Consider the following 25,352-nt stretch of genomic DNA (forward strand, 5'->3'; position numbering starts at 1 on the left):
GTTTTCAGCCGGGATAAAAAAGTGCCATGCAAGAATTATTGCCGTTTGCGTTGTTATGCTTTACGTCGTTTTTTACGCTTATCAATCCGTTGGGCGTGATGCCAATATTTATGACGCTCACGACAGAGTTAACGCCGGCGCAGCGGGTTAAAACGGCGCGAAAAGCATTAATCGTATCCTTTATCACTATTTCGTTGTTCGCAATGGGTGGACAGCTGCTGTTTTCCTTTTTCCATATTTCAGTCAATAGCTTTCGTATAGTCGGTGGCATCATCTTTTTGCTGATGGGCATGGATATGTTGCAGGCCAGGTTGTCTCGAATCAAAGTGGGTGACGACGATGTAAAGAGCTACGTTGAAGATATCTCCGTAACTCCGCTGGCAATACCGATGATATGTGGCCCTGGTGCGCTAACCAACGCCATTGTGTTGATGGATGATGCGGTCTCAATTAATTACGAACTGGTACTTTTCGGCTCCATCTTACTCGTGTTATTTCTGACATACTGGATACTGTATTTCGCCGGCGGCCTGATTAAGCTGCTTGGAGATACTGGCATCAAGGTCATGATGCGGTTAATGGGACTGATCATCATGGTGATTGCGGTTGAATTTATTGTTGCTGGAATTAAGCCCATCGTATTGGATATCGCGGCTCATTTGCCGCAATAAAATAATAGAAAATGAGTACCTTATCGATTTGAGCGTCTTTGCATCTGCGTTATCGCGCACTGTATTTTTCATCATAATAACCGTATGATGAAGTGAATTAGAGCCATTCGTTCACTCATCAAGTTCCGGTTTGAAAAACACTATGACTATGCCACTGACAAATGTAACTGAGTTGCGCCAGGCGCTGACCAGCAACCCTGTGGCACTGCTTCGGGTTTTGATGGACGATCCGGTGAGCGGTGAGCCTGACAAACGCGACGCCGGCGCCATTCCTAACAGCAGAGATTTTGACTTAGACGGTGAGGGTAGCGATCATCAGTCGGCGTCTCCTCACACCTTACCTTCTGTCTCTGCCCTCAGTCATTACCTGGGGCAACTGGGGGTGGCCGATACTACAAATATCGTAGTTTATGACACCCGGGGTGTGTATTGTGCGCCTCGCGCCTGGTGGATGCTAAAGTCTTTAGGTCACCAGCAGGTACAAATCCTCAATGGTGGCAGCCCGGCATGGGAGGCGGCTGGCTATACGTTGAATCCTGAGCCCCCGTTTGCAGACCAAACGCGTTTGTATGAGGCACATTTACAGCCACAATGGTTCGTTACTGCTGATGATGTGCTAAGTGCACTATACAGCGATACGCAAATCGTCGATGCCCGCAGCCAGGGGAGATTTGAAGGCAGCGAGCCTGAACCCCGTCAGGGTGTTCGCTCTGGTCACATGCCAGGTGCGAAAAATCTGCACTATGCGCGTCTGATTTCCAACGGCGAGTTAAAACCGATAAGTGAACTGCAGATAGAATTTGAAAAGGCGGGGGTGAATTTAGCAAACCCTATCATCTGTACCTGTGGCTCTGGTATCACAGCCTGTATTATTGGCGTAGCCGCGTTATTGTGCGGCGCTAAGCGTGTCAGTGTTTACGATGGTTCATGGTCAGAGTGGGGTGCAGATTCACACTATCCTGTGGAGGTGTCATCATGAACGACAAGCCACGGGTGGTTGTGTTAACGGGTGCGGGCGTTTCAGCAGAGTCCGGCCTGAAAACTTTTCGGGATAATGACGGGTTATGGGAAAAGCACAAGGTTGAGGATGTGGCAACGCCGGAGGCGTTTGAGCGGGATCCTGATTTAGTTTACCGTTTTTATAATGACAGACGTATTCAGCTTCAGGAACCTGATGTTACGCCCAATGCCGCGCATCTTGCCCTGGCTGAACTTGAATCAGCTTTGGGTGACAACTTTTTACTGGTAACTCAAAATGTTGATGACCTGCACGAACGTGCAGGCAGCAAACGCGTCATTCACATGCACGGAAAGTTATTGTCTGCACGATGCTGTAATACCGGCGCCAGTCATGAGTGGTTTGATCGGTTCGACGCAAAAACAGCGTGTCCCTGCTGCCTGCCAGCCTCTCAGCTACGACCGGATATTGTATGGTTTGGCGAAATGCCTCTGCAGATGAATGATATTATCCTGGCACTTTCAAAAGCTGACGTGTTTATTGCGGTAGGTACGTCAGGTCAGGTCTACCCGGCTGCAGGTTTTGTACAAGTGGCAACAGATAGCGGCGCAAAAACTGTTGAACTGAATTTGCAACCCAGCGACCGGTGCTCATTGTTTGAGACCTCTTTTCATGGCCCGGCGTCGAAAATTGTTCCAGATTACGTTACCTCCTTTATCTCTTCTCTGGAAGTTTCTGAGATCGACTAATCATGCTCTACCTGGATGAATTTATTACCATCGCGCTGGTACACTTGGTAGCAGTGGCAAGTCCGGGACCGGATTTCGCTATCGTTGTCCGGCACAGTGTCGCTTACGGCAGGCGCACAGCCATTCTCACCAGTATCGGTATTGGGCTGGGAATTTTATTACACGTGGCATATTCACTGGTGGGGTTGAGTGTTGTGATTGCAACTACCCCCTGGCTGTACAAGGTGATTAGTTATCTTGCCGCCGCATATCTTGTCTATCTTGCTGTTGGCGCGCTGCGAAGTGGGCCAGCCAAAACGCCGGTGACTTCCACGAGTTCACAGTCTCAGTCAGGTTCTATGAGTGACAAAAGAGCACTGTGGACAGGGTTTTTAACTAATGGCCTTAACCCTAAAGCAACCTTATTCTTTTTGTCGCTGTTTACCGCCATCATTGACGTTGCAACGCCCTTTGGCGTAAAGCTGATGTACGGTTTGTATCTCGCACTGGCGACAGGTGTATGGTTTTGCTTTCTTTCCTATTTGCTCAGCACCAGCAAAGTCGCACAGTTAATTGGTCAGAAAGGCTACTGGCTGGATCGCGTGATGGGCGTGTTGCTTTTAGGCCTGGCGGCAAAACTGGTTTGGGTATAGTGGGGTTTAATAACGTAATACGTTATAATCCATACGAATTTTACTACATATGAGACGCAAGCGTGGAGCAGTTCCCAAAACCACCGTCCGAGCAGCCCGATAACGCGGATTCACTTCAGCGTACCCTTGACGGAAAATACCAGTTTGATGTTCAAAGCGTGTTTTCTCGCGCCAATGATCTGGTAAAAAAGCACTTTTCCGCACTGGTACAGGCATGTGTACTGATATTTCTCGTGCTTGTGATCATGGCGCTCATAATGCAGGGCATACAGGATACATTTCAGGCAATATTTCAGATTGCTGTGGTACTTGTGATTGCGCCACTTCAGACCGGGTTATACATGATGGGGGTGAGTGCTGCGCGTAGTCAGCATGTGCGGGTTTTCGATCTGTTTAAATATCTTCCGCTGACCATTGTGCTGGCGTTAACCCACCTAATTACTATCATCCTTACTCAGCTTGGAACCGTACTGTTTATCATACCGGGTATTTATATGGTGGTAGCGTCGACTTTCGCGTTGATATTGGTGGCAGACAGACAACTTACCGCTGTCAGTGCTATCATTTTGTCTTGTCGAATAGTTAACCGCTACTTCTGGCAGATGCTATTATTACTTGCCATATTTCTGGTGTTGATACTGGTGAGTATTCTGACCTTTGGCTTTGGCCTGATTTGGGTTATGCCATTATACTTTTGTGCTATCGGCGTGTTGTATGAAGACATGGTGGGACAGTCCGGACCACAGCTTGATGAACACGACAGTAACGGAGAATCAACCTTCGATGCATAAGCGAGAAACCGTTAAAATTGTTTTAATCACGATTGGTGTCCTTGCTGTTATCGTCATCAATGCGTGGATCCTGGCTAGTCGTGAACCCGATATCCTCGAGGTTCCTGAAACCCAGGAAGCAAAAAAGCCGGTACCAGACTTTGCTTCAATTGAAGATGTAACCGAGAAAAAAACCGCATTTTTTAACTACCTGAAGCCAGAAGTAGAAAAACAGAACGCGTATCTGCTTTCTCTTCGACATTACTTACAAACCGTACTTCGTGAAGTCATGGCCGGTGAAGATATTGACGAAGACGATCTTGAACGGGTTAACTGGTTGAGCGAGGAGTACCGGGTTGATGAATCCAAGTCGTTAAAGTCCAGGATCCTGTCATTACTTGAGCGAATCGATATTCTTCCGGTTGAACTTGTGCTTGCGCAGGCGGCGAACGAGTCTGCATGGGGAACCAGCCGCTTTGCACAAAAAGGCTATAATTTCTTTGGCTTGTGGTGCTTCCGTAAAGGTTGTGGTTTTGTACCGTCGCGCAGAAATGAGGATGCTAACCATGAGGTAGCCCGGTTCGATAATCTCTCACGCGCAACCTATACCTACATGAGAAACCTGAACCGGCATGATGCTTATGAAGAGTTACGCCGTATTCGAAGCCGGCTGCGGGCAAATCAGATACCTATCAGCGGTGTCGCACTGGCTGAAGGCCTAATGAATTACTCAGAGCGTGGCGCCGCGTATGTGGAGGAACTACAGAATATGATCAGATTTAATCAGGAGTACTTAACGGAATGAAAAAGCTACTGGCCTTGGTATTCGCTGCAGTGATAAGCCAACCTGTACTGGCTGATATCATTGATGTGGAATACAGCCGCTTTTACAGCCATGTCAGAAAACTGGGAAGTGACGATACTCAGGCACTGCAGTTTGCGTTTGGTTTCCTGCGTGTTGGGGAAGGGCGGTTGTGCGACATTAACACCGCTACGATTGTCACCGACAAACAACAGATGCCGCTGGAGGTGTCGCCGGAAAACCGTTTCACGGTGCCCACCGAAAAAGCGCTGAAGATGGCAGAAGCCTTTATTCGAATTGATCTTGCTGAGCGCGCGAACGTCTGTGACATGTCAGTGCAGCTGGAAACAAAACCGGAATTCGTAAAGCGCGAATACACAGCCGAAGAGCTGGCAATGCTGCTGGACAATTACCGCGCGTTTTTCAATGAAATGGGTAGCTTTCTCTCGTTTATGATGCCATCTGTTGAAGGATTGATGATCCACTTTGAGGACGATGAGCTTGATTCGCTCATCAAAGACGCCCCTGCCATCAATAATGGCATGCTGATGTTAGATATGGACTGGCTTAACAAAGGGAAAGGGATCGAACTTCCCCAGAAGCCTCTGAGAGTGACAGCAATCGCCTCTAAGAGTTGAAATCACTATCACCGACAGAGTGATAATTTCTGAAAAAGCCAGTAGGTTTAGTTATCTACTGGCTTTTTTACTTTGTTACCTTTAACCCATTTTAGTTGAAATGACTGGGTTATTACGGCCCTTCGATTACCAACTGATAACGAATTTGTTCAGCCAGTCGGTTAACGGTTTCTTCGCCTCGTTGGCACATTTCACCCGCCCGATGAAACTCCATCAAACCCACATCGGTCAATTGTGGCTCAATAAGCACATCCGGCGGATCGCCTGCCAGTCTTGAACGGGTGACTCTGGCCTGCAGAATTTCCAGTGAGCTACTCATGATGCTCAGTATGCCGGGAGGGTTAGCTTTGTTTGGTTTGGTTTCCGGTGAAAACCATTGCCTTACCACATTCTGACTTTTAGTAAAAAAATCATCCGTTTTACGCTGAATTTCCTCATGCTCAATTTTTGCTTTTTCCAGACGTTGCGGGCGAAAGTCTGCATTCAGGTTTACTGCGATAACGAAATCTGCGCCCAACTGACGACAAAGGTTTACCGGAACCGGATTGACCACAGCACCATCAACCAGCCATCGGTCTTCGTAAGCAATTGGACTGAACAGCGCGGGAATAGCACAAGATGCCTGTACGGACTCTCCAAGCGCACCACTACTGAACACCACTTCACGGCCTGAGTAGAGGTCAGTCGCAACGACGGCGAAGGGCTTTTCCATCTCCTCAAAGGTCTCCACGCAGAATTCACTGGCCAGCTTATCGAAAACCTTCTGTCCACTGGCAAGTCCACCGCGACGGATCCCGACTCCCATCAGAGATAACACCTGCCATTCTGTCAGGGATGTTGCCCATTGCCGTAAAGGCTCAAGCCTGCCGCTGGCATACGCAGCACCTACATAAGCGCCAATTGAGCTCCCCGCCACGATATCAATTTTAACGCCCAGCTTTTCCAGCGCCTGAATAATACCGATATGAGCCCAGCCCCTTGCAGCGCCGGCGCCAAGAGCAATACCTACTTTCATTGTTGATGATCCATTACATTAATGATTTGCACGCCTTCATTGTCGTCATCTGTTTCAGATGTTGCCGTAAATGTAGGAGAATCAAACCCGATGTCACCGTTTTCAACTGGTGCATTCGTGGTTTGAATATTTTTAAAGTCGTAAAGCGTATTGTCAACCAGGTGAGAGGGAACGACGTTTTGCATGGCCCTGAACATCGACTCTATCCGTCCGGGGAAGCGGCGATTCCAGTCCTGAAGCATTGCCTTAATATTCTGGCGCTGAAGGTTTTCCTGTGAGCCACAAAGGTTGCATGGGATTATCGGGAATTCTACTGCATCAGAATATTTCTGAATATCCTTCTCATTACAGTACGCCAGCGGACGAATGACAATATGCTCGCCATTATCACTTACCAGCTTGGGAGGCATGGATTTCAGTGTTCCGCCATGGAACATGTTAAGAAACAACGTTTCGAGCATGTCATCACGATGATGCCCTAACGCAATTTTTGTCGCGCCGAGCTCTTTTGCTGTGCGATAGAGAATGCCTCTTCGTAGCCTTGAGCATAGTGAACACGTCGTCTTTCCTTCCGGAATTTTATCCTTAACGATGGAGTAGGTATCTTCTTCGACAATTTTATATTCAACACCAAGGTTTTCCAGATATTCTGGAAGGACATGCTCCGGAAAGCCGGGCTGTTTTTGATCCAGATTTACCGCGATGATGTCAAAATGTATGGGGGCAATCTTTTTCAGGAACAGTAAAATATCCAACATAGTGTAGCTGTCTTTGCCGCCGGACAGACACACCATTACCTTATCCTTATCTTCTATCATGCCAAAATCAGCAATGGCTTTGCCTACGTTTCTGCGTAATCGCTTTTGCAACTTGTTGAAGCTGTATTTTTGCTTACTTTTTGCCGCCTCTGAGGAAACTGAGGCAGAAGAAGATATTGATATGCTCATGGGAAAACGCTTTGCTTACTGCTAAAAGCGCTATTATAACGAAGGCATGTGGCATTCGTCACGCCACACGCAGGGTATTTTCCGGGTATTACCGGATCGGACTCTGAAATCCATCGGGCTTTATTGCCAGAACATCACAACTCAATTCGTCAATGACATGTTCAGCGGTATTGCCAATCAGTGCTGCAGACAGTCCTACACGTCCAACAGTGCCAATAATAACCAGTTCTGCATCGATTTCTTTGGCCACATGAGGTACGACTTTTTCAGGCATACCTTCTTCCACATGACAATGCGCAGAATTAATATTATGGCGTTTGGCGTGGTGATGCATTTCTTCCAGGTGATGGTTTCTGACTGAATGGTTATAGCTGTCGGGGTCAAATTCGGGGACTTCAATGGCGATATTTAATGGTGTGCCGGGATAGCTGTTAACCAAATGTACGTTGCCGCTCAGCAGGTTGGCATAATCACTGGCAATGGTTGTCAGTTTATCGTTAAGTTGCGCATGTTCTCGATCTTCTGTGCCCACATTAACCGCGGCAATGATATTGCCATTCACTGGCCAGTCATGTGCTTTTACTAATAATACGGGGGAGGGGCACTTTCGTAACAGATGCCAGTCGGTCGGTGTGAAGATAACAGATGCCAGATCATCATGCTTTTTGGTGGCTTTCACCACAAGGTCAATACCGTTCTTAATGGCGTGATGAATGATGGCTTCATAGGCTCGGTTATTCCATTCCACCACTACATCAACACCGCTCTGTCCCTGCGTTTTTAAATTTGCAGCCAGCCACGCTGAACGGTCTTTGGTTACCGCGTCACGCATGGCTTCCCGCTCATCCGGACTGAGCATCGTCGTCATGTCATAAGAAAAGTCGTATACGACCAGCATGGCGGTTACGGCTGCACCCGTTTTTTCAGCGATTTCAAGTGCACGGGAGAGCGCCGCCTGGGTGTCTCTGTCAGGTTCGATTACCGCCAGGATGTGATTGTAATTAATCATAGACTTACTCCATTTCAGTGCACCAACTAAAAAAGGCGTCTGCAAAATGAGAACGCCTTTTAAGTGTATACCCTGTCAGGAATTTTGTGCTTGTTTTAGATCAACGGTGTCATATTAAAGTGGTTGGGTCGGGAGTTCAGTGGCGTGGAGCTTGGCGTCTATCGCGTCAAAATCAAGGATAGTAATTAGCTTTCCTTCTACTTGTATGAGCGCCTCTTTCTGGAATCGCGTAAGTAATCGACTGATTGTTTCTACAGTCAGTCCCAGATAATTGCCAATTTCGTTTCTGGTCATACTCAAATTGAACTGTCGCGCTGAGAATCCACGTTCCTCAAATCGTCTTGACAGGTGGGCAATAAAATACAGTAAACGCTCTTCAGCAGTACGCTTATTAAGCAGCATCATCATGTCGTGATCCTGCTTAATTTCGGCACTCATAAAGCTCATGATCTGATGTCGCAATTTGGGGAATTTCATCGACATATCGTCAAGCGTATCGTAGGGAAGTTCACACACCATCGCCGTTTCTAACGCTTGGGTATAGCTTTGATGCTTATGTTCACGTAGAGCATCAAAACCAATGATGTCACCCGGGAAGTGGAAGCCAATAATCTGTTCTTCACCATCAGCATCAGAAACAAAGGACTTAAAAGAGCCGGTTCTTACAGCGTACAGAGAAGTAAATTTGTCACCGGATGCAACCAGTTTTTCTGTTTTTTGAAGCGGCTTTTTTCGCTCGATAATGTCATCGAGAGACTCGATTTCTGTTTTATTCAGCGCTACTGGCAGACACAAATGACTGAAACTGCAATTTTGGCAGTGTATTGAAAACTGACTGTTTTTACTCATAGTGAAGATGTTTGTCCATTAACCTGTCGCAGTATAGTTGATACTACTGATTGCTTTGTAAATCAAGAAAACCGCATATATTAACAGGCTGGATGCGATGAGTTGCCTGACGATAGGATGTCTGAATCCTTTTAGCAGCCATTGTACACCGTAGCTGGCAACAAGTAATGTGGGAAGCGTACCTAACCCAAATGCGAGCATAATTGATGCGCCCTTTAAAGCAGACCCCGATGCAAGTGACCACGTGAGCGTGGAATAAACGAGTCCGCAAGGCAGCCAACCCCAGATAACGCCGTAGGGAAAAGCTGAGAATACCGAGCGAAATGGCAAAAAGCGTTTTGAAACGGGTTGAATACGCCTCCAGACATACTGGCCTGCAGCCTCAATATGACGTAAGCCCTGCCACCATTGTCCCAGATAAGCAGCGAGTGCAGCGAGCATCAGCCCGCTCAATAGCGCTAATACCTGTCCAAGTACAGGTAGCAGCGACGCCGACATCTGCCCGACAGCCCCGGTAAGTGCACCGGCAACCGTGTAACTGAATATTCGTCCGGTGTTATAGCTTAATGTAAAGGGAAGGGGGTTGCGATCTTTAGGAGTAACAACACGAAGCGCGCTGATAACGCCGCCGCACATGCCTATGCAATGAACACCACCGGCGATCCCGATTAAAAACGCACTGAATACATCAATCCCGTTCATCGAGAATTTTCTTTCGCTCTTCGGCCAGTTTTTTTTCTTCTGGCGGTAAATCGTCATCGAACAAAATGTTGTAACCCTGCCTGTCTAAATCTTCAAACTGATTGGATCTAACCGCCCAGAAAAACACAACAATGGCGATGGCTACAATTAATATTGCTACTGGGATCAGCACATAAATGATACTCATAGTACACTCCTATTTAAGTAGCCGCGTAGAGTTCGTCACTACAATGATACTACTTAAAGACATCCCAACCACTGCCATCCAGGGAGAAAGCAGACCACTCACCGCAAACGGCAATATGATGACATTATAACCCAGGGCCCATCCCATATTCTGAATGATTTTACGTCGAGTTCGTTCAGACAGCGTAAACAGGGTTGCGAGCGATAGCAGCTTGTCGCCAAGCAAAATGACATCAGCCGCGGTGCGAGCTACATCGGTAGCTCCTCCTACTGCCACCGAGACATCTGCACTGGCAAGCACTGGAGCATCATTAATGCCGTCGCCCAGCATCATCACCTTGCGGCCCTGCTGCTGAAGTTTCTGAACATGCTTGTATTTCTCTTCAGGAGAGCATCCTCCCAAGGCCTCATTCAGCGGCAATGAATTCGTTAAGGCATCCACGTTCGATTGTGTATCCCCGCTTAGCAGGATTAACTTTCTGGGTGCCAATATTTGCAAGGTTTCAGCAGCGTCACTTCGCAACGTATCAGAAACCTGAAACGCTGCGATTACAACGTTATCTGTGAAAAGAAACACATTGGCATCAATATCAATGTTGTCGAGTGAATGGTGGCAGTATTGCTTCGACCCAATGTAGTAGCGCGTGCCGTTAATGGTTCCTGACAAACCTGCACCAACGGTTACCTCAACTGATTCAACAGGCTTCACATCACTTCGTTGAAAGGCCACAGCAATAGGGTGCTCAGAACGCGATTCCAGCGTAGCTGCAACCTTAAGATTGTCGTCAATATCTGTCTGAAAAGCGTGCCACTGGCTGACAATGGCAAATTCGCCGTGGGTAAGGGTTCCGGTTTTATCCAAGGCCACGGTATCGATAGTATTTAGCTGCTCAAGGGCATCAGCCCTTTTCAGTAAAATGCCATGACGATTGAGATTCGCCATGGCGCACGTCAGCGCAGACGGCGTCGCCAGTCCGAGTGCACAGGGACAGGTTGCAACCAGCACAGCAATGGTTATCCAGAAGGCATCAGGATTATCGTTAACATACCAGTACGTGAAGGTGACAGCGGAAACAACCAGCACAGCCATCACAAAATAGCGGGAGAACTGATCTGCCAGCTGCGCGACACGAGGCTTGACGCCCATCGCTTCTGCCTGCAAACGTATAATTTGATTAACCAGCGCATGTTTAAGCGTTTTTGTGACGGTAACGGTAATCGTACCGACCTGATTGACTGTGCCACCGAAAACATGATCGCCTGTGCGCTTTTTCACCGGTTCGAACTCACCGGATAGCATTGACTCATCAACACTGGAGGTGCCTTCCGTTATCACCCCGTCTATAGGTACAGTCTCTCCTGACTTTACAATCACCCGATCTTCCACTTGCAGTTGTTTTGCCAGGCAGGAGGTTAAATCACCATTGTCCTCAATACGGGTTGCTGATACCGGCACAAACTGCGTCATATTTGCCGAGATTTCCGCCGCGCGATGGCGACTGCGATGCTCAAGAAAGCGACTTAACAACAGCAGGAAAATAAACATACAGATGGATTCGAAATACACTTCACCGGTTTCCAGCAAAGTCGCTTTGATACCAGCGATATAAGTGCCGAATACGGCGAGGGTAACGGGAACGTCCATATTTACTGTGCGGGCAGAGAGGGCTTTCAGTGCGCCAAGATAAAACACGCTTCCCGAATACAACACGACTGGTGTAGTCAGCACCAGTGAAACCCAGTAGAAGTATTGTTTTGTTTCCGCCTCAATGTTCCCGAACAGATCGAAATACAGTCCGGCCATTAACATCATGACCTGCATGGTCATTAATCCTGCAAGGCCCAGTTTCTTCAGAAAGGACTTGTCTTCTTTTCTGTAGGAGGCTTCGTGTTGATCAGGCTGGAAAGGCATTGCAGTATAGCCAATTTTTTTCAATGCCGTCAGAACCTGACTAAGTGACAGACGTTGTTGGTCCCACGTCACGACACCACGGCGAGCCTGCACATTGACGGCAATTTTTTCAATTCCATCAACTTTGGCCAGTTGCTTCTCGATGAGCCAGCCACAGGCGGCACAGGTTATGCCTTCCAGAGTTAACTGAATTTGTTTATGTTTACCGTGGTCAAAGACGAATTCCTCCTGCAACGCCGGATCGTCATACACTGAGAGTGAATCCAGCACTGCGCTGAGTTCGCTGTCGCCCTGAACCGCAGGCTCGGTACGGAACTGATAATAATCTTCCAGTCCGTTGTCTACGATGGCCTGAGACACTGCCTGACAACCAGGGCAACACAGTTGCCGTGGGGCGCCGAGGATTACGGTTTCATACTTGTACTTCGGATCGTTTGCTTGCCCGCAATGGTAGCAGGATGAGTCGTTTGTCATATCAGGGGTTAAACTTAATCACACCAGACCAGGGCAGCGTAATTGTCTGCTGTATTTTCCAGACTTCATCAATAGGCGTGAGCGTAACTTGCCATTTACCATCCAGAGAAGTTTCAACAAAACCGCGGTAAACGCCTGTTGCGTCACGACTTAATAATACTGAGGTATCACGGTCTTGCAGGGTAGTGTGGTAAAACGTCAGCTTTAGCGCCTGACCTTCTCTGGGGATCCCGGAGTGGAACTTTACTGTTACAGCCCCGTCTTCAATGGATAAATCTGTTGTGATATTCCGGCGCTTTGCTTCCTCAATTTTACCCAGACGCGCATTGATGGCTTTGCCTTCTTTATAATAATCATCAACAACAAGGCTGTCGGTGGTATTGGTAGCCAGATTTAGCAGGACCATTCCCATAACAAAAGTAATTACCGGGATTGCAATCAGAAACCAGGGCCAGAATTGTTTGTACCAAGGGGTATTCATGAACAGCTTACTCTACTTCCGCAAGACAAAGAAATGCTAAACAGCACGTAACGACTTATTGTATTTTCTCATAAAAAAAGCCCCGTAGTAACGAGGCTTTTTGAACGTTTTACAATTTAGTTCGATAAGCTGTAAACGTAAGTGGCGACAACGTGAATTTTATCTTCACCCAATGTCTTCTTAAACGAAGGCATGACGCCGTTACGGCCGTAGGTCAGTGTCTCAGTGACCGCACGCTGACTACCGCCATATAACCATATGTTATCGGTCAGGTTAGGCGCACCCAATGCCTGATTGCCTTTACCGTCCATACCATGACAGGCGGCACAGGCAGCAAATCGAGCTTTACCGGCTTGCTTTAATTCCTGGTCTACATCGCGACCGCTCAGGCTAAGTACATAGGCAACAACTTCATCAATCCCTTGTTCGCCCATGGCATCAAGCCATGCCGGCATGGCGGCCTGGCGTCCCATAATCAATGTCTCTTTGATCTTTGCAGGGGAGCCACCATACAACCAGTCGTCGTCGGTAAGGTTAGGGAAGCCACCGTTTTGTCCACGAGCGTCAGAACCGTGACACTGTGAGCAATTCTGCAGGAACAAACGTTGTCCTACTTTAATGGCTTCAGGATCGTTGGCCAGCTCTTCAATTGGCACCTGAGCATACGCTTCGAAAATTGGGTCGAATTTCTCGGCTGCTACATCAAGCTCACGGTCGTACTGAACCAGCAGGCCTTGTTCAGCAGCATCAGCTCTCGCCTGACGAGACTCTTCCAGCGACTGGATGTTCTGGTTCGAACTTTTCCAACCCCATAGTCCCTGCCATGAACCCAAACCAGGATACAGCGCCAGATAAATCAGGCCCCATACAATAGTGATATAAAACATGATGGTCCACCACTTCGGAAGAGGGTTATTAATCTCCTCTATGCCATCAAACTCGTGGCCCATCGATTCACCTTCCGCAACACCTGTCTTATTGCTAAGACACCAGCGCAACAGGAAGTAGCACCCAATGATTGACCCAAGGGTAATCACTGAAATCCAAATTGTCCAAAACATACTCATGAGTTCAAGACTCCTGCTTAATCTTTTCGTGATTCATCTTTATCTTCATCTGCAAAAGGCAGATTCGCCGCTTCGTCGAAACGTTTTTTATTGCGACTACTGAATGCCCACCAGACTATGCCGATGAAGCAGACGAAGACGATGACAGTAAAAATGCTGCCTATAATTCCCTGGTCCATAACTATTGCAGATGTGTGCCGAGAGATTGTAGGTAAGCAATCAGGGCCTGCATTTCTGTTTTACCCTGTACTGCCGCTTTTGCGCCGGCGATGTCTTCGTCGGTGTATGGGACGCCAAAGCCACGGAATACTTCCATTTTTTCTGCCGTCAGCTCGCCCGTGAGCGTATTTTCTTCAAGCCATGGGAAACCAGGCATGTTCGACTCAGGGACAACATCACGAGGATTACGCAGGTGAACGCGATGCCACTCATCGCTGTAACGGCCACCAACACGTGCCAGATCAGGACCTGTACGCTTTGAGCCCCACAGGAAAGGGTGCTCCCATACAGATTCACCAGCGACGGAGTAGTGACCATAACGTTCAGTTTCAGCACGGAAAGGGCGGATCATCTGGCTGTGACAGCCAACACATCCTTCACGAATGTAGATGTCACGGCCTTCCAGTTCCAGAGCAGTGTATGGGCGCAGGTTTTTTACTGGTTCCATTACCTGTTGCTGAAACATCAGCGGTGTGATTTGCACCATCGCACCAAAACTAATGGCGATAAGAATAAGAACGGTCAGCAGGCCGACGTTCTTTTCAATTAACTCATGTGGATTTTTCATGCTACGACTCCTTACGCTGGCTGTGTTGCTGGATCAGCCGCGATGCTACCTTTCGGCGCGCGCACGGTTTTGTAAGTGTTATAGGCCATAACCAGCATACCGGCTACAACGAACACACCACCAATGAAACGAACCACATAGAATGGTTTAGATGCTTCCAGCGACTCTACAAAGCTGTAAGTCAGCGTACCGTCAGCATTTACTGCACGCCACATCAGCCCCTGCAGAACACCCGACATCCACATTGCTACGATATAGAGAACTACACCGATTGTAGCCAGCCAGAAGTGTACGTTAACCAGTCTGGTGCTATACATTGCTCGTTGGCCGAACAGAATAGGGATCAGATGGTAAATAGAGCCAATTGACACCATGGCTACCCAACCTAACGCGCCTGAATGTACGTGACCAATTGTCCAGTCAGTGTAGTGAGACAGTGCGTTAACAGTCTTGATTGCCATCATCGGGCCTTCAAAGGTAGACATACCATAGAAGGACAGCGACACGATCAGGAAGCGCAGAACAGGGTCGGTACGTAGTTTATGCCAGGCACCAGAGAGTGTCATGATACCGTTGATCATCCCACCCCAGGAGGGCACAAAGAGGATAATCGACATCACCATACCCAGTGACTGTGTCCAGTCTGGCAGCGCTGTATAGTGCAGGTGGTGAGGACCTGCCCAGATGTAAAGCGAAATCAATGCCCAGAAGTGAACCACTGAAAGACGATAGGAGTAAACCGGGCGTCCGGCCTGTTTCGGCACGAAATAGTACATCATGCCCAAAAATCCTGCTGTCAGGAAGAAACCTACCGCATTGTGGCCATACCACCACTGCATCATGGCGTCTACTGCGCCTGCGTACAATGAGTAAGACTTAGTGAAAGAAACCGGAATAGCCATACTGTTACCAATATGCAGAACCGCAACAGTCAGCATAAAGGCACCGAGGAACCAGTTGGCAACGTAAATGTGTGACACTTTACGAATTACCAGGGTTCCGAAGAAATTGATAATGTAAGCGATCCAAACCAATGCAATAAGAATATCGATTGGCCACTCCAGTTCAGCGTATTCCTTACTTGAAGTTAGTCCAAGCGGCAAAGAAATAGCCGCAAGTACAATAACCAACTGCCAGCCCCAAAATGTGAAGCTTGCAAGTTTGTCACTGAAAAGACGTACCTGACAGGTTCGCTGAACGATGTAGTAGGATGTCGCGAACAATGCACAGCCGCCAAAGGCAAATATAACGGCATTTGTATGCAGAGGGCGCAGACGGGAAAAGGTTAACCAGGGGGTATCAAAGTTAAGCATGGGGGCGAATAATTGCGCAGCAATAAACACGCCGATGCCCATACCAACGATTCCCCAAATAATGGTCATGATGGTAAATTGCCTGACTACTTTATAATTGTAATCAGGTTGTGCTTGGCTTATTTCACTCATTTCAATGAATCTTCCACTTCAAATGAACAATGGGTCTCCAACTGCCGAAAGGATACGGTTCCTGCGAGGTTGCGGGCTTCACATCATGCCTGGAAAAAGTAATAATTATTGTCTCCAAGCCAGTTGGTACGCGGATGATAAAGTTTTTATATACAAAAAGATACCATAAACTGGTCGCGCTTGATCTTGGTCAATAATTACTACTGTATGCTAACAAAACGGTTAATTTTGTGAACATTAATATAACAAAAATATTACAAAAGGCGCTTGGTCCGCTGATTATCCTGATGCTTGCCGGAGCCATTTACGTTGCACAGAAAAAAATCGGTTCAACGACAGAGAATCAGATACTACCTAACGGTCTAGGCAATCAATGTGAGTTTGTCAATTTACAGTGTCGGTTTACCATTGATGATAAGACGGCTTTAGCAATATTTACAGAACAGCCAGTAACGGAAGAGTCGATTACTGTGCGACTGAACTTACCCGCAGATCTTGTTATCCAAAGCGTCTGGATAGAAGGAGATAATATGTATATGGGGAAAATCCCGGTGTTACCGGATCAGATTGAACCCGGAGAGTGGGAGGGATGGTTTATGCTTGGCAGTTGTAGTGAACCTGTGATGCGGTGGAAAATGCTGGTGTATATAGAAGGCCGGACGGCGCCGGCCCTGTTGTATTTTACCACAACATCATAACCACAGCTTACATCTGAGATTGCAGGTAATTTGGCAACCCCAGTAATTTAATAAGATTAAGTTGCTGCTCAAGCCAATGTGCGTGATCCATCTCAGTATCATCAAGCAAAACAATAAGCATATCGCGGGTTACGTAATCTTTTTCCTGCTCACAAAGTGCGATGACTTCGCGTAGTTTTGCATCTACCTCGTATTCTACCCGCAGATCGCTTTGTAGCATTTCAGGCACGTCTTTGCCAACTTTCAGACCAGTACGTTGTGTCATATCCGGAGTGCCTTCCAGGAATAACATACGTTCAATCAGTTTAGTGGCATGCCCGCGTTCATCATCAAATTCATGATCGATGCGCTCATAGAGCTTGTTCAGCCCCCAATCCAGATACATCTGGGAATGGATAAAATACTGATCCATCGCGGCCAGTTCATAGGCGAGTAGGGCATTCAAGCCATCAATGATTTTCTGATTGCCTTTCATTCATCGTCTCCCATAACCTGCGTCTGCAGGTAGTTCTCGATACCCATGTTATCGATTTGGTATTCTTGTGTTTCCAGCCAGTCCAGATGCTCTTCCTCGTATTCCAGAATATCTTCAAGAAGATCACGGCTAACATAGTCCTGCTTCTCTTCACAAAGCGCGATGGCCTCGCGTAGCAGCGGTAACTGTTCGGTTTGAAATTTCATATCGCAGGAAAGCATTTCCTGCGTGTCTTCGCCAATATAGAGCTTACCCAGTGCCTGAAGATTCGGAAGCCCTTCCAAAAACAGTATACGCTCGATGATATCATCAGCCTGTTTCATGTCTTTAATGGACTTCTTGTAATTCTTCTCATTCAGTTCTTCCAGGCCCCAGTTTTTAAACATTCTGGCATGCAGGAAATACTGATTTATCGAGGTCAGTTCACTGGTAAGCACATCGTTGAGCTTGGCAACAACTTGTTTATCGCCTTTCATAAACTATCCTGTTATCAAATGATGCGCGAAGTATAGTAGGGAACGCGCCTTTCGTCAAAATTTATAATAAAAACAAAGGCATACAAATATGAATGGTTCTCACTTCATCCTTTATTAGTATTTGTAGATGCTAAACCCACTATATACGGCTTCAGGTAGCCGAAGGCTCACCTTCCACAAAAGCCAGACTTTCTTCAGCAAAGCCCAGACCGGCTTCGGTGAAAAAGTTAAATACCTTGTCAACACCGCGGGAAAGAAGGTAATCCACCTCATCTTCATATCGGGCTATGGCAGCAATTTTTCCGCTGTAGCCTGCGTTCTTTAACTGATTGCTGATATTAATTGCATCTTCAATGGAAGGAAGTGCCAGCAAGACCAGGCGGACGTTCTGAATATTCAGGTTGTCCCATAAGTCCACATCCTCACCATCGCCGACAATGACATTCATGCCTTCGTTTTTAAGACGGTTTATTTTCACACGGTCTGCGTCCATGCCCCACACCTTTGAGTCGACAAGTCGGGAGAGCGACTGAAAAGCGCCAAGACCTACCCGGCCCATTCCCACTACCAGAAATTCCGCGTCATCTATATGCGGATAGACGTCTGCTTTTAGGCGGTTTGGTCTTTCAAACTTTTTAATTTCCGTTTTTATGCGATGGTACTGTGAATGCGAAGTGCGATACAAAATACTGGTAATGACAAAAGAAATAGACACTGCCAACGCAATAACGACCAACCAGTCCTCTGCCAGCAGCCCCAATGACACTGACAGTGCGCCAACAATCAGTCCGAACTCACTGAAATTACTCATTACCAGGCTTGTCAGGTAGGAGGTGCGTGCCCGCAGTCGCAGCTGAGTGAGGATCCCAAAAAACAGTAACGCCTTAATTGGCAGCAGCAGCGTAAACAGTAACGCGAGGATCATCATTTGAGTATCTGGCAGCGCTGTCAGCCCAATGCTGAGGAAAAAACCAATCAGGAATAAATCTTTAAAACTCATTAGTGACTTGGCCAGCTCAGTCGCTTTGGCATGGCGAGCCATTAATATTCCGAAAATAAGTGCGCCGAGATCGCCTTTGATGTTTACCAGTTCAAACACGTGATAACCACCAAGCGCGAGAATAAAACCGGTCAGAGGGAGCAACTCGCCGTGACCAGACTGGTTTAACACTTTATAAAAGACAGGAACCAGTGGCGGAATCGCAAGCAAACCGAATGCCCAGACCGTGGGTAACTTGCCAGTGGCGGCAACCAGAAAAATTACAGCAAAAACGTCCTGCATAACCAGGATCCCGATGGCCAGTCTGCCATGACGGGTTTTGCTTTCGCCACTCTCTTCTAAAACCTTTACCACACAGACAGTACTGGAAAAACTCAGGGCAAATGCGATAAGCGCCGCGCTTTGCCAGTCGATTACATTGGTGGTCGAAGCCACAAGGGCAGCAGCGCCGTAAAGAATGCCGGATACCACAGCTATCCAGATCAAGGTATGCGAAATACTGCCTGCCCAGACCTCGCGCCGGCTAAGGTCTTTAATATTCAGTTTTAGCCCTATAGTAAACAGCATAATGGTAATACCAAGATCGGCAATGCTCTGCAGGGCGGTATTCGATTCAAACCCTAATACATTGAGCACAAAGCCAGCTGCCAGATATCCAACCAGGGGAGGGATCCCTACAAGTTTTACGGCCAGACCACAGATAAAGGCGAATAGCAGAAAAGCGAATTCCATAATCGCGTAAAGTCCTGTTTATTAATAGATATTGCCGGTAAACAAAATGACACGTCATCTTTTACCGGCTTCAAGCGTTCCCGACAGAGTGATGTTATGTAAAGAAAACCACCGAACTATCAGTGAAACTACTTCTAAATGAATACGTTAAGGATGCGTCAGAAGAAAGCATATGTAAATGCGTTATCTGGTTAAATGAGCGCGATATGCTGTTCACTCTGATATAACGCAAGAAAAAAGATAAAAATATCGTGTCACATAGAGAATAATAACGAGTTCTGTCTAGGGCTTCAGTGGTTTGCAGATCGCACGCTTTCGACGGGTCAAGGCAGTTGTCGGTAAAAGTCCTCTATGCGTGCCGGCATTTTAACCGGGTGATATGCACCGGCGCTGGCATAAAAATGGTCTAGAATATGAAATAATCGCATTGGCGCTTCAATACTCACATAGTGACCAGTGTCATTGATTACTGAACAATGTATGTTCAGAGTACGACACCAGTGTTCTGCAGCAGAGATATCCACCAGCGAATCCTGCCTTCCCCAGCATAACTGTACGGGTATATCCAGGTCGCTGACACTGGGGATAAGCCGACTTTTATCCTGCCAATAGATAGAAAAAAGCGCCTGGATCCTGGTTCTATGAAGTGTGAAGTATTGCGCCATCGCATCTTTTACTACGCCCGGATAACGGGGAGGGTGGAAAGTCGCCATATTATACAGCGCATAAAAGTCTTCTTTAGACTGCGTAAAGAAGGGGTTTCTGGTTTGCGAAACCTGTTTATCGAGAAGACTCTGCTTATGACCAGACTGGCTCATTGGGGCTATCAGAGTAAGAGAAGCTACTGCGCACTGTTGTTCTCTTGCGAGAAGGTATCCAATATCCGCGCCCATGCCCTGACCCACAATGTGGGCTTGAGAGTAGCCCATTTGCCAGATAAGCGCGCCAAGTCGCTGAACCTGTGCACTGAGCGAGAAGTCCCACTGCGGATCGTAGCCGGTCTCTCCAAAACCGGGTAAATCGGGGATCACAACATGAAACCGCTCGCTTAGTTTACTGGCCAGTGGTAACCACATAGTTTTATCTGCCGGGAAATCATGTACCAGAATCAGGAGCTGTCTGGTGTCGTGGATTGGCTGACTCTCATTTTCCAGTACCACGATGGGGATCCCATTGACCCGGTAACTTCTTTCACGAAAGCCATTTTTCACCATCTGCCATTGTTGCAATCCACGATATAACCAGGCACCGGTTTTCGGGTAGGTGTAATAATAGGTGGCGATGAGCAACAGAAGAAATCCCAGGATGATATCCATTGAGAACCTTATTTAAACGTTTTTTTCGATTAGCTTGCTAAAATTCACACAGGATATAGTTATGCGTAACCCTAAATTGATAAGTAAACCATAAATATCAAAAGCTTAAGATTTTTCCCTGTCAGCCAGATACACCTATGTAAAAAGAGAAAGCAGGCACTCATAGTATAATCAATAACCTATTATACGGTCATCGGGCAAGCCTGATACGATAATTAAGATAAAAGTAACAAGTAACGAGGCCGACCATTATTCCATTTATTCCAATGGAATAATTTGCGTGTCTGTAATAACCAGTTGATCTACACAAGCTACTGAACCATATTGGTTTGCAACTATTCGGGCGCGATGGAGTGCTTATGCGTTTTCAAATCCTTTTCGTATTAACCCTGGTTTTGGTAGTAAATATCGCGCTGGGCTTTATCTGGACGGAGGCATGGTGGTTTATTCTGCTTACTGCCACGTTGCTTGGTTTTGCTATTTTCGACTCACTGCAGCGTCAGCACGCCATTTTACGAAACTTCCCGCTTATTGGCAGGATGCGATGGACCATTGAAGGACTCCGACCTTACATCCAACAGTATCTGATTGAACCAGACACAGGTGGCGCACCCATCTCGAGGATGTTCCGTTCAATTGTTTACCAGCGAGCCAAAAACAGCCGCGAAACGGTTCCTTTCGGAACGCAGCTGGACACATACTCAGATGGTTACGAATGGATAGGTCACTCTCTTTCTGCGATGCAGGTTGAGGAAATGGATGAAGATCCTCGCGTAACCATTGGTGGGCCTGCGTGTAAAAAGCCTTATGCGGCGAGTTTATTAAACATTTCTGCTATGAGTTTTGGAAGCTTGTCGAAAAATGCTATTCTGGCGCTCAACAAAGGGGCAAAAGAGGGCGGTTTCTATCACAACTCCGGTGAGGGCGGCTTAACGCCTTATCACCTAGAGAATGGTGGCGATATTGTCTGGCAAATCGGCACCGGATACTTCGGTTGTCGAACCGAGGACGGGGGCTTTGATAAGGCGCAGTTTAAAGAAAAAGCCCGCCTTGATGCTGTAAAAATGATAGAAATAAAGCTTTCTCAAGGCGCAAAGCCAGGTCATGGCGGCATCTTGCCTGCTTACAAAAACACGCCGGAGATTGCTAAAATACGAGGCGTTGAACCCCATACCCAGGTTGATTCGCCGCCACGTCATAACGCATTTTCAACCCCGTTAGAGATGATGGATTTCATTAGTGAATTGCGCGAGTTAAGTGGCGGTAAACCCATAGGCATTAAGCTGGCGTTAGGACGAAAAAGTGAGTTTATTGCTATTTGTAAAGCCATGCACAAAACCGGAATCATGCCTGACTTTATTACCGTTGACGGCGGCGAGGGTGGAACCGGTGCAGCGCCACTGGAATACACTAACTCAATTGGTTTTCCATTGAGAGAAGCGCTGGCCTTTGTCGATGATTGCCTAATCGGCTTCGATTTACGTCAACACATTAAGGTGATAGCGTCAGGTAAGATCATCACCGCTTTCCAGCTGGTGAAAAACCTGAGCCTGGGTGCAGATTTGTGTAACAGCGCCAGGGGAATGATGCTGGCTTTGGGCTGTGTCCAGTCGCTGTCGTGCAATACGAACCGCTGTCCTACCGGCGTTGCCACGCAGGATCCTAAACTCGCACGCGGGCTGAATGTTGAAGATAAATACGTAAGAGTACAGCGGTTTCATGAAAAAACCATCCTGGCACTCATGGACATTTTGTCCTCAACCGGTCACCGCTCACCGGCTGACTTAAACCGTACACATATTTTCAGGCGTGTAGATCAGAGCTGCGTGCAACGTTACGACGAAGTATTCCCGTTGATTAAACGAGGAAGCTTGCTTCAGGACAACCTTCCTGAAGCTTACAAACTGCACGTAAAAGAAGCGAGTGCGGAAAGCTTTATGCCTGCTAGTCTGTTGTCTGACATTGAAGAAGAAACCAAGGCGGTATCTTAGGTTTGTTAAGAACAGTTTGTACCGTACTCATCACGTAATGACAGAAGCTTATGCAAAGTTGGTTATGGCAGTTGTACGTCCTTAAATACCCTAAGCCCGACAATGTGATGTCATCATCCCGGCATCACATTGTCGGGTACTTGCTTACGGGTTAATCATCCTTTTTTTCAGGAATTCTTAACTCATAAAGCCGGTAGTCAGAAGTACGGTAGGGCAAAACTTTATATTTTGGCTGCAAGAACGCAACAATATCAATCAAATCGGCGACGGTCAGTACGTCATTGACGTTACGCATCCGACTTTCGCCGTTTTCACTGGTGATACTTACAGGATATCGACGGGTAAGTTTGTGAGAGGGGTTAATAACGCTGGTAACTAACTCACCGTATGTTGTTACACGACCACTGCTGCCACCAAGCTGCACAGCATTTGGCAGAAGGTACTCATGGTCATCGGACACCTCTACACCTTCAACGAGGTGACAATCAATGCATCGGTATTCACTGAATAGCACTTTTCCCTTTTCCGGGTTCCCCTCCGGCAGACTGAACCCTCTCGGGGATTCAGGACCAAACCCGCACGCCGTCAGTGTCAATGCAGCGCCAGCCAACAAAAGTTTTCTCATTGCCGCTTCTCCTCATATAAGTTCACAACATTACTTATACCAATACACGCAAGTATTGCTACAGTTAAAGGATAAAAATTTGACCAGAGTCAAATGGTCAGGTGACGTACCTTGTATAATTGGTAATCATACGAGCCATACTGCTGGAGAAAACAATGAATGATTATGAATGTATCCTGGTAGCGGTAGATGTGTATTCTGACTACGTACCTGTTGTTCAACGAGCCGTCAATATATCAGGCAGCGCACAGAAGCTACATCTGCTCTATGTCACCTATCCACAAACTAATTTTGAACCTTACGGGCTCTTTCTTGAGCGGGATTATTCAAATGATATCCGGGAACAGGCAACCAAAGCGTTAAGAGATATCGCACACCGGCATAATATACCCACGACCCATGTTCACGTTTCTATTGGCTCACCGGCAGAGGAAATTCATTTTATGGCAGACAAAATTGCTGCCGATTTAATTGTCATGGGTACCCACGGACAGAGCGGGGTTAAACTGTTGCTTGGTTCAACCGCGAATGCCGTATTGCATGGGGTGAAGACCGATGTGCTGGCGGTGCGTGTGTAGTGCCGTGGTGGGCTGACGTAAACATGCGCCTTAGCGGGCGAGTTTTAGCAGGCTGTTCAACAACACATTGGCACCTTTCTCAATGTCCTGCCAATGTGTCCATTCGTCAGGGGCATGACTGATCCCGTTGATGCTCGGCACAAATATCATGCCTGCATCGGTCACCTTTGCCATATGCTGTGCATCATGCCCCGCACCGCTAGGCATATGCTCATAAGGATAACCCAGTGTGTTGGTTTGCTCCGCGATCAGCGAAATAATGTCATTGGACATGGGCTGAGGTTCTAACCAGCTCATCTGTTCAAACTCAAACATCAGGTTGTGCTTTCGTGCTATCGCCGATAACACTTTACGACAACTGTCTGCCAGCGACCGCATTACCTCACCATCGACATCGCGCCCAACCAATGTAAATTCTACTTCTCCTGGGACGGTATGCGCATGCCCCGGTTTCAGATCGACTTTCCCCACCGTTAAACGGCTTTTATCCGATCCTTCTTCAGCGATGATCCGTGGGATCTCATTAGCAAAGTTGGCCAGCCCCATAAAAGCATCACTGCGCATGTTCATCGGTGCTGTGCCGGCATGATTCGACTTGCCGATAAGCCTGACAATCCACTTATATACACCGGAAATGGATTCTACTACGCCAATAGGCTTTTTAAGCGTATCTAGCACCGGCCCCTGCTCAATATGAAGTTCAATATAACTCTTGAAGTACCCCGGGTCCACGCGGGCCTCTAACGCGCCTATTGGATCCAGGCCACAGGACGCCATTTCATCTTTCAGCATGATGCCGTTCACGTCTTTCGCCGTCATCAGCCAGTCTGGAGTGAGCTCGCCGATAAGAGCCTGAACGCCCATCATGCCGCCAAAACGTCCTTCCTCTTCTGCAAACGCATACACTTCCAGTGGGGTAGAGGGGGTAATATCGTTATCGCGCAGCACGCGTAAGACTTCCAGCCCCGCTAATACCCCCAGAGTACCGTCAAACATACCGCCACTTATCACGGTATCGATATGTGAACCGGTCGCTACTACCTGCTTAGGGCGCGCTTTATCACGCCGACCAACAACGTTGCCAGCCGGGTCAATTTCTGCCCAAAACCCTTCGTGTTCAAAACGTTCACAAAGCCACTTTCTGGCCAGATTGTCTTTTTCTGTAAAGCCAAGACGCGTGACCCCTTTGGAATCTTTGTCATAACCGATTTCAAATAAAGAGAGCAGGTCAGCCTTGAGTCTTTCAAGGTTTATCGTAAGAGTAGACATAGAAGAAACACCTTCGCGTACGCCAATGATTACATCATTTATTACAACTTTCGTTGTCTGTTAGTTCATCACCCTAGAATGACTTTGATTATAGTGCA

Annotated in this window: 28 protein-coding genes; 10 read left to right on the forward strand and 18 right to left on the reverse strand. The window is 47.3% G+C overall.

Features of this window, described 5'->3' with window-relative positions:
• Positions 1-26 precede the first annotated feature (26 nt).
• The 7 genes from JKP77_RS17005 (at position 27) to JKP77_RS17035 (ending at position 5,220) form a co-directional block, all read left to right on the forward strand.
• Complete coding sequence (locus tag JKP77_RS17005) at positions 27-671, forward strand: MarC family protein (RefSeq protein ID WP_218312363.1); 645 nt, start codon at positions 27-29, stop codon at positions 669-671.
• Between the two features lie 130 nt (positions 672-801).
• On the forward strand, positions 802-1,650 hold the full coding sequence (locus JKP77_RS17010; RefSeq protein ID WP_246601252.1) for a sulfurtransferase: 849 nt from the start codon (positions 802-804) through the stop codon (positions 1,648-1,650).
• Complete coding sequence (cobB, locus tag JKP77_RS17015; protein ID WP_218312364.1) at positions 1,647-2,378, forward strand: Sir2 family NAD+-dependent deacetylase; 732 nt, start codon at positions 1,647-1,649, stop codon at positions 2,376-2,378. Before JKP77_RS17010 ends, cobB begins: the two co-directional genes overlap by 4 nt.
• 2 nt (positions 2,379-2,380) lie before the next feature.
• Positions 2,381-3,010: a LysE family translocator gene (locus JKP77_RS17020; RefSeq protein ID WP_218312365.1), complete on the forward strand. Its 630-nt coding sequence runs from the start codon at positions 2,381-2,383 to the stop codon at positions 3,008-3,010.
• A gap of 62 nt (positions 3,011-3,072) precedes the next feature.
• Positions 3,073-3,801 carry a DUF2189 domain-containing protein gene (locus tag JKP77_RS17025; protein WP_218312366.1) on the forward strand — a complete coding sequence of 243 codons (729 nt, stop codon included), beginning with the start codon at positions 3,073-3,075 and terminating at the stop codon, positions 3,799-3,801.
• On the forward strand, positions 3,794-4,585 hold the full coding sequence (locus JKP77_RS17030) for a glucosaminidase domain-containing protein (protein WP_218312411.1): 792 nt from the start codon (positions 3,794-3,796) through the stop codon (positions 4,583-4,585). The genes JKP77_RS17025 and JKP77_RS17030 overlap by 8 nt, the downstream gene beginning before the upstream one ends.
• On the forward strand, positions 4,582-5,220 hold the full coding sequence (locus JKP77_RS17035) for a DUF2987 domain-containing protein (RefSeq protein ID WP_218312367.1): 639 nt from the start codon (positions 4,582-4,584) through the stop codon (positions 5,218-5,220). The genes JKP77_RS17030 and JKP77_RS17035 overlap by 4 nt, the downstream gene beginning before the upstream one ends.
• 112 nt (positions 5,221-5,332) lie before the next feature.
• On the opposite strand, the gene rssA is transcribed toward JKP77_RS17035, so the two are convergent.
• The 12 genes from rssA to ccoN form a co-directional block, all read right to left on the reverse strand.
• Entirely contained in the window at positions 5,333-6,235 is a 903-nt protein-coding gene (gene rssA, locus JKP77_RS17040) for a patatin-like phospholipase RssA (RefSeq protein ID WP_218312368.1), read from the reverse strand.
• Positions 6,232-7,182, reverse strand: a complete 951-nt coding sequence (ttcA, locus tag JKP77_RS17045; protein ID WP_218312369.1) for a tRNA 2-thiocytidine(32) synthetase TtcA — start codon at positions 7,180-7,182, stop codon at positions 6,232-6,234. The genes rssA and ttcA overlap by 4 nt, the downstream gene beginning before the upstream one ends.
• Positions 7,183-7,270: 88 nt before the next feature.
• Positions 7,271-8,191 (reverse strand): universal stress protein UspE, encoded by a 921-nt coding sequence (gene uspE / locus JKP77_RS17050; protein WP_218312370.1) that lies wholly within the window; start codon positions 8,189-8,191, stop codon positions 7,271-7,273.
• Between the two features lie 114 nt (positions 8,192-8,305).
• Complete coding sequence (gene fnr / locus JKP77_RS17055) at positions 8,306-9,040, reverse strand: fumarate/nitrate reduction transcriptional regulator Fnr (protein ID WP_218312371.1); 735 nt, start codon at positions 9,038-9,040, stop codon at positions 8,306-8,308.
• 18 nt (positions 9,041-9,058) lie between these two features.
• Positions 9,059-9,742 carry a sulfite exporter TauE/SafE family protein gene (locus JKP77_RS17060; protein ID WP_218312372.1) on the reverse strand — a complete coding sequence of 228 codons (684 nt, stop codon included), beginning with the start codon at positions 9,740-9,742 and terminating at the stop codon, positions 9,059-9,061.
• Positions 9,729-9,929 (reverse strand): cbb3-type cytochrome oxidase assembly protein CcoS, encoded by a 201-nt coding sequence (gene ccoS / locus JKP77_RS17065; protein WP_218312373.1) that lies wholly within the window; start codon positions 9,927-9,929, stop codon positions 9,729-9,731. Before ccoS ends, JKP77_RS17060 begins: the two co-directional genes overlap by 14 nt.
• A gap of 9 nt (positions 9,930-9,938) precedes the next feature.
• Positions 9,939-12,314: a heavy metal translocating P-type ATPase gene (locus JKP77_RS17070; protein WP_218312374.1), complete on the reverse strand. Its 2,376-nt coding sequence runs from the start codon at positions 12,312-12,314 to the stop codon at positions 9,939-9,941.
• Position 12,315: 1 nt separating this feature from the next.
• Entirely contained in the window at positions 12,316-12,795 is a 480-nt protein-coding gene (locus JKP77_RS17075) for a FixH family protein (protein ID WP_218312375.1), read from the reverse strand.
• A 116-nt stretch (positions 12,796-12,911) separates the two neighbouring features.
• Complete coding sequence (gene ccoP / locus JKP77_RS17080; protein WP_218312376.1) at positions 12,912-13,862, reverse strand: cytochrome-c oxidase, cbb3-type subunit III; 951 nt, start codon at positions 13,860-13,862, stop codon at positions 12,912-12,914.
• 17 nt (positions 13,863-13,879) lie between these two features.
• The gene (locus JKP77_RS17085; RefSeq protein ID WP_218312377.1) at positions 13,880-14,041 is read right to left on the reverse strand and encodes a cbb3-type cytochrome oxidase subunit 3; all 162 of its coding nucleotides are present in this window, start codon (positions 14,039-14,041) and stop codon (positions 13,880-13,882) included.
• 2 nt (positions 14,042-14,043) lie between these two features.
• Positions 14,044-14,649: a cytochrome-c oxidase, cbb3-type subunit II gene (ccoO, locus tag JKP77_RS17090; RefSeq protein ID WP_218312378.1), complete on the reverse strand. Its 606-nt coding sequence runs from the start codon at positions 14,647-14,649 to the stop codon at positions 14,044-14,046.
• Positions 14,650-14,660: 11 nt separating this feature from the next.
• Positions 14,661-16,094 (reverse strand): cytochrome-c oxidase, cbb3-type subunit I, encoded by a 1,434-nt coding sequence (gene ccoN, locus JKP77_RS17095; protein WP_218312379.1) that lies wholly within the window; start codon positions 16,092-16,094, stop codon positions 14,661-14,663.
• A gap of 230 nt (positions 16,095-16,324) precedes the next feature.
• Here ccoN and JKP77_RS17100 point away from each other — a divergent pair, with 230 nt between their 5' ends.
• Positions 16,325-16,792, forward strand: a complete 468-nt coding sequence (locus JKP77_RS17100) for a hypothetical protein (protein WP_218312380.1) — start codon at positions 16,325-16,327, stop codon at positions 16,790-16,792.
• 7 nt (positions 16,793-16,799) lie between these two features.
• On the opposite strand, the gene bfr (JKP77_RS17105) is transcribed toward JKP77_RS17100, so the two are convergent.
• The 4 genes from bfr (JKP77_RS17105) to JKP77_RS17120 all read right to left on the reverse strand — a co-directional run bounded on the left by bfr (JKP77_RS17105) (position 16,800) and on the right by JKP77_RS17120 (position 20,791).
• Positions 16,800-17,267, reverse strand: coding sequence for a bacterioferritin (gene bfr, locus JKP77_RS17105; RefSeq protein ID WP_218312381.1), 468 nt, complete (start codon positions 17,265-17,267; stop codon positions 16,800-16,802).
• Complete coding sequence (bfr, locus tag JKP77_RS17110) at positions 17,264-17,743, reverse strand: bacterioferritin (RefSeq protein ID WP_218312382.1); 480 nt, start codon at positions 17,741-17,743, stop codon at positions 17,264-17,266. Before bfr (JKP77_RS17110) ends, bfr (JKP77_RS17105) begins: the two co-directional genes overlap by 4 nt.
• Positions 17,744-17,894: 151 nt before the next feature.
• A complete protein-coding gene (locus JKP77_RS17115; protein ID WP_218312383.1) occupies positions 17,895-19,475 on the reverse strand; it encodes a cation:proton antiporter family protein in 1,581 nt (526 codons plus the stop codon).
• 323 nt (positions 19,476-19,798) lie between these two features.
• Positions 19,799-20,791: an alpha/beta fold hydrolase gene (locus tag JKP77_RS17120; RefSeq protein ID WP_218312384.1), complete on the reverse strand. Its 993-nt coding sequence runs from the start codon at positions 20,789-20,791 to the stop codon at positions 19,799-19,801.
• A gap of 359 nt (positions 20,792-21,150) precedes the next feature.
• Between JKP77_RS17120 and JKP77_RS17125 the strand changes: the two genes are divergently transcribed.
• On the forward strand, positions 21,151-22,782 hold the full coding sequence (locus tag JKP77_RS17125; protein ID WP_218312385.1) for an FMN-binding glutamate synthase family protein: 1,632 nt from the start codon (positions 21,151-21,153) through the stop codon (positions 22,780-22,782).
• 151 nt (positions 22,783-22,933) lie between these two features.
• Here JKP77_RS17125 and JKP77_RS17130 read toward each other — a convergent pair whose 3' ends face one another.
• On the reverse strand, positions 22,934-23,407 hold the full coding sequence (locus tag JKP77_RS17130) for a cytochrome C (protein ID WP_218312386.1): 474 nt from the start codon (positions 23,405-23,407) through the stop codon (positions 22,934-22,936).
• 155 nt (positions 23,408-23,562) lie between these two features.
• Here JKP77_RS17130 and JKP77_RS17135 point away from each other — a divergent pair, with 155 nt between their 5' ends.
• Positions 23,563-23,985, forward strand: a complete 423-nt coding sequence (locus tag JKP77_RS17135) for a universal stress protein (RefSeq protein ID WP_218312387.1) — start codon at positions 23,563-23,565, stop codon at positions 23,983-23,985.
• A gap of 30 nt (positions 23,986-24,015) precedes the next feature.
• On the opposite strand, the gene JKP77_RS17140 is transcribed toward JKP77_RS17135, so the two are convergent.
• Positions 24,016-25,254 (reverse strand): Zn-dependent hydrolase, encoded by a 1,239-nt coding sequence (locus tag JKP77_RS17140; protein ID WP_218312388.1) that lies wholly within the window; start codon positions 25,252-25,254, stop codon positions 24,016-24,018.
• Positions 25,255-25,352 lie beyond the last annotated feature (98 nt).

The sequence above is a fragment of the Alteromonas antoniana genome (assembly GCF_019249295.1).
Classification (GTDB): Bacteria; Pseudomonadota; Gammaproteobacteria; order Enterobacterales; family Alteromonadaceae; genus Alteromonas; species Alteromonas antoniana.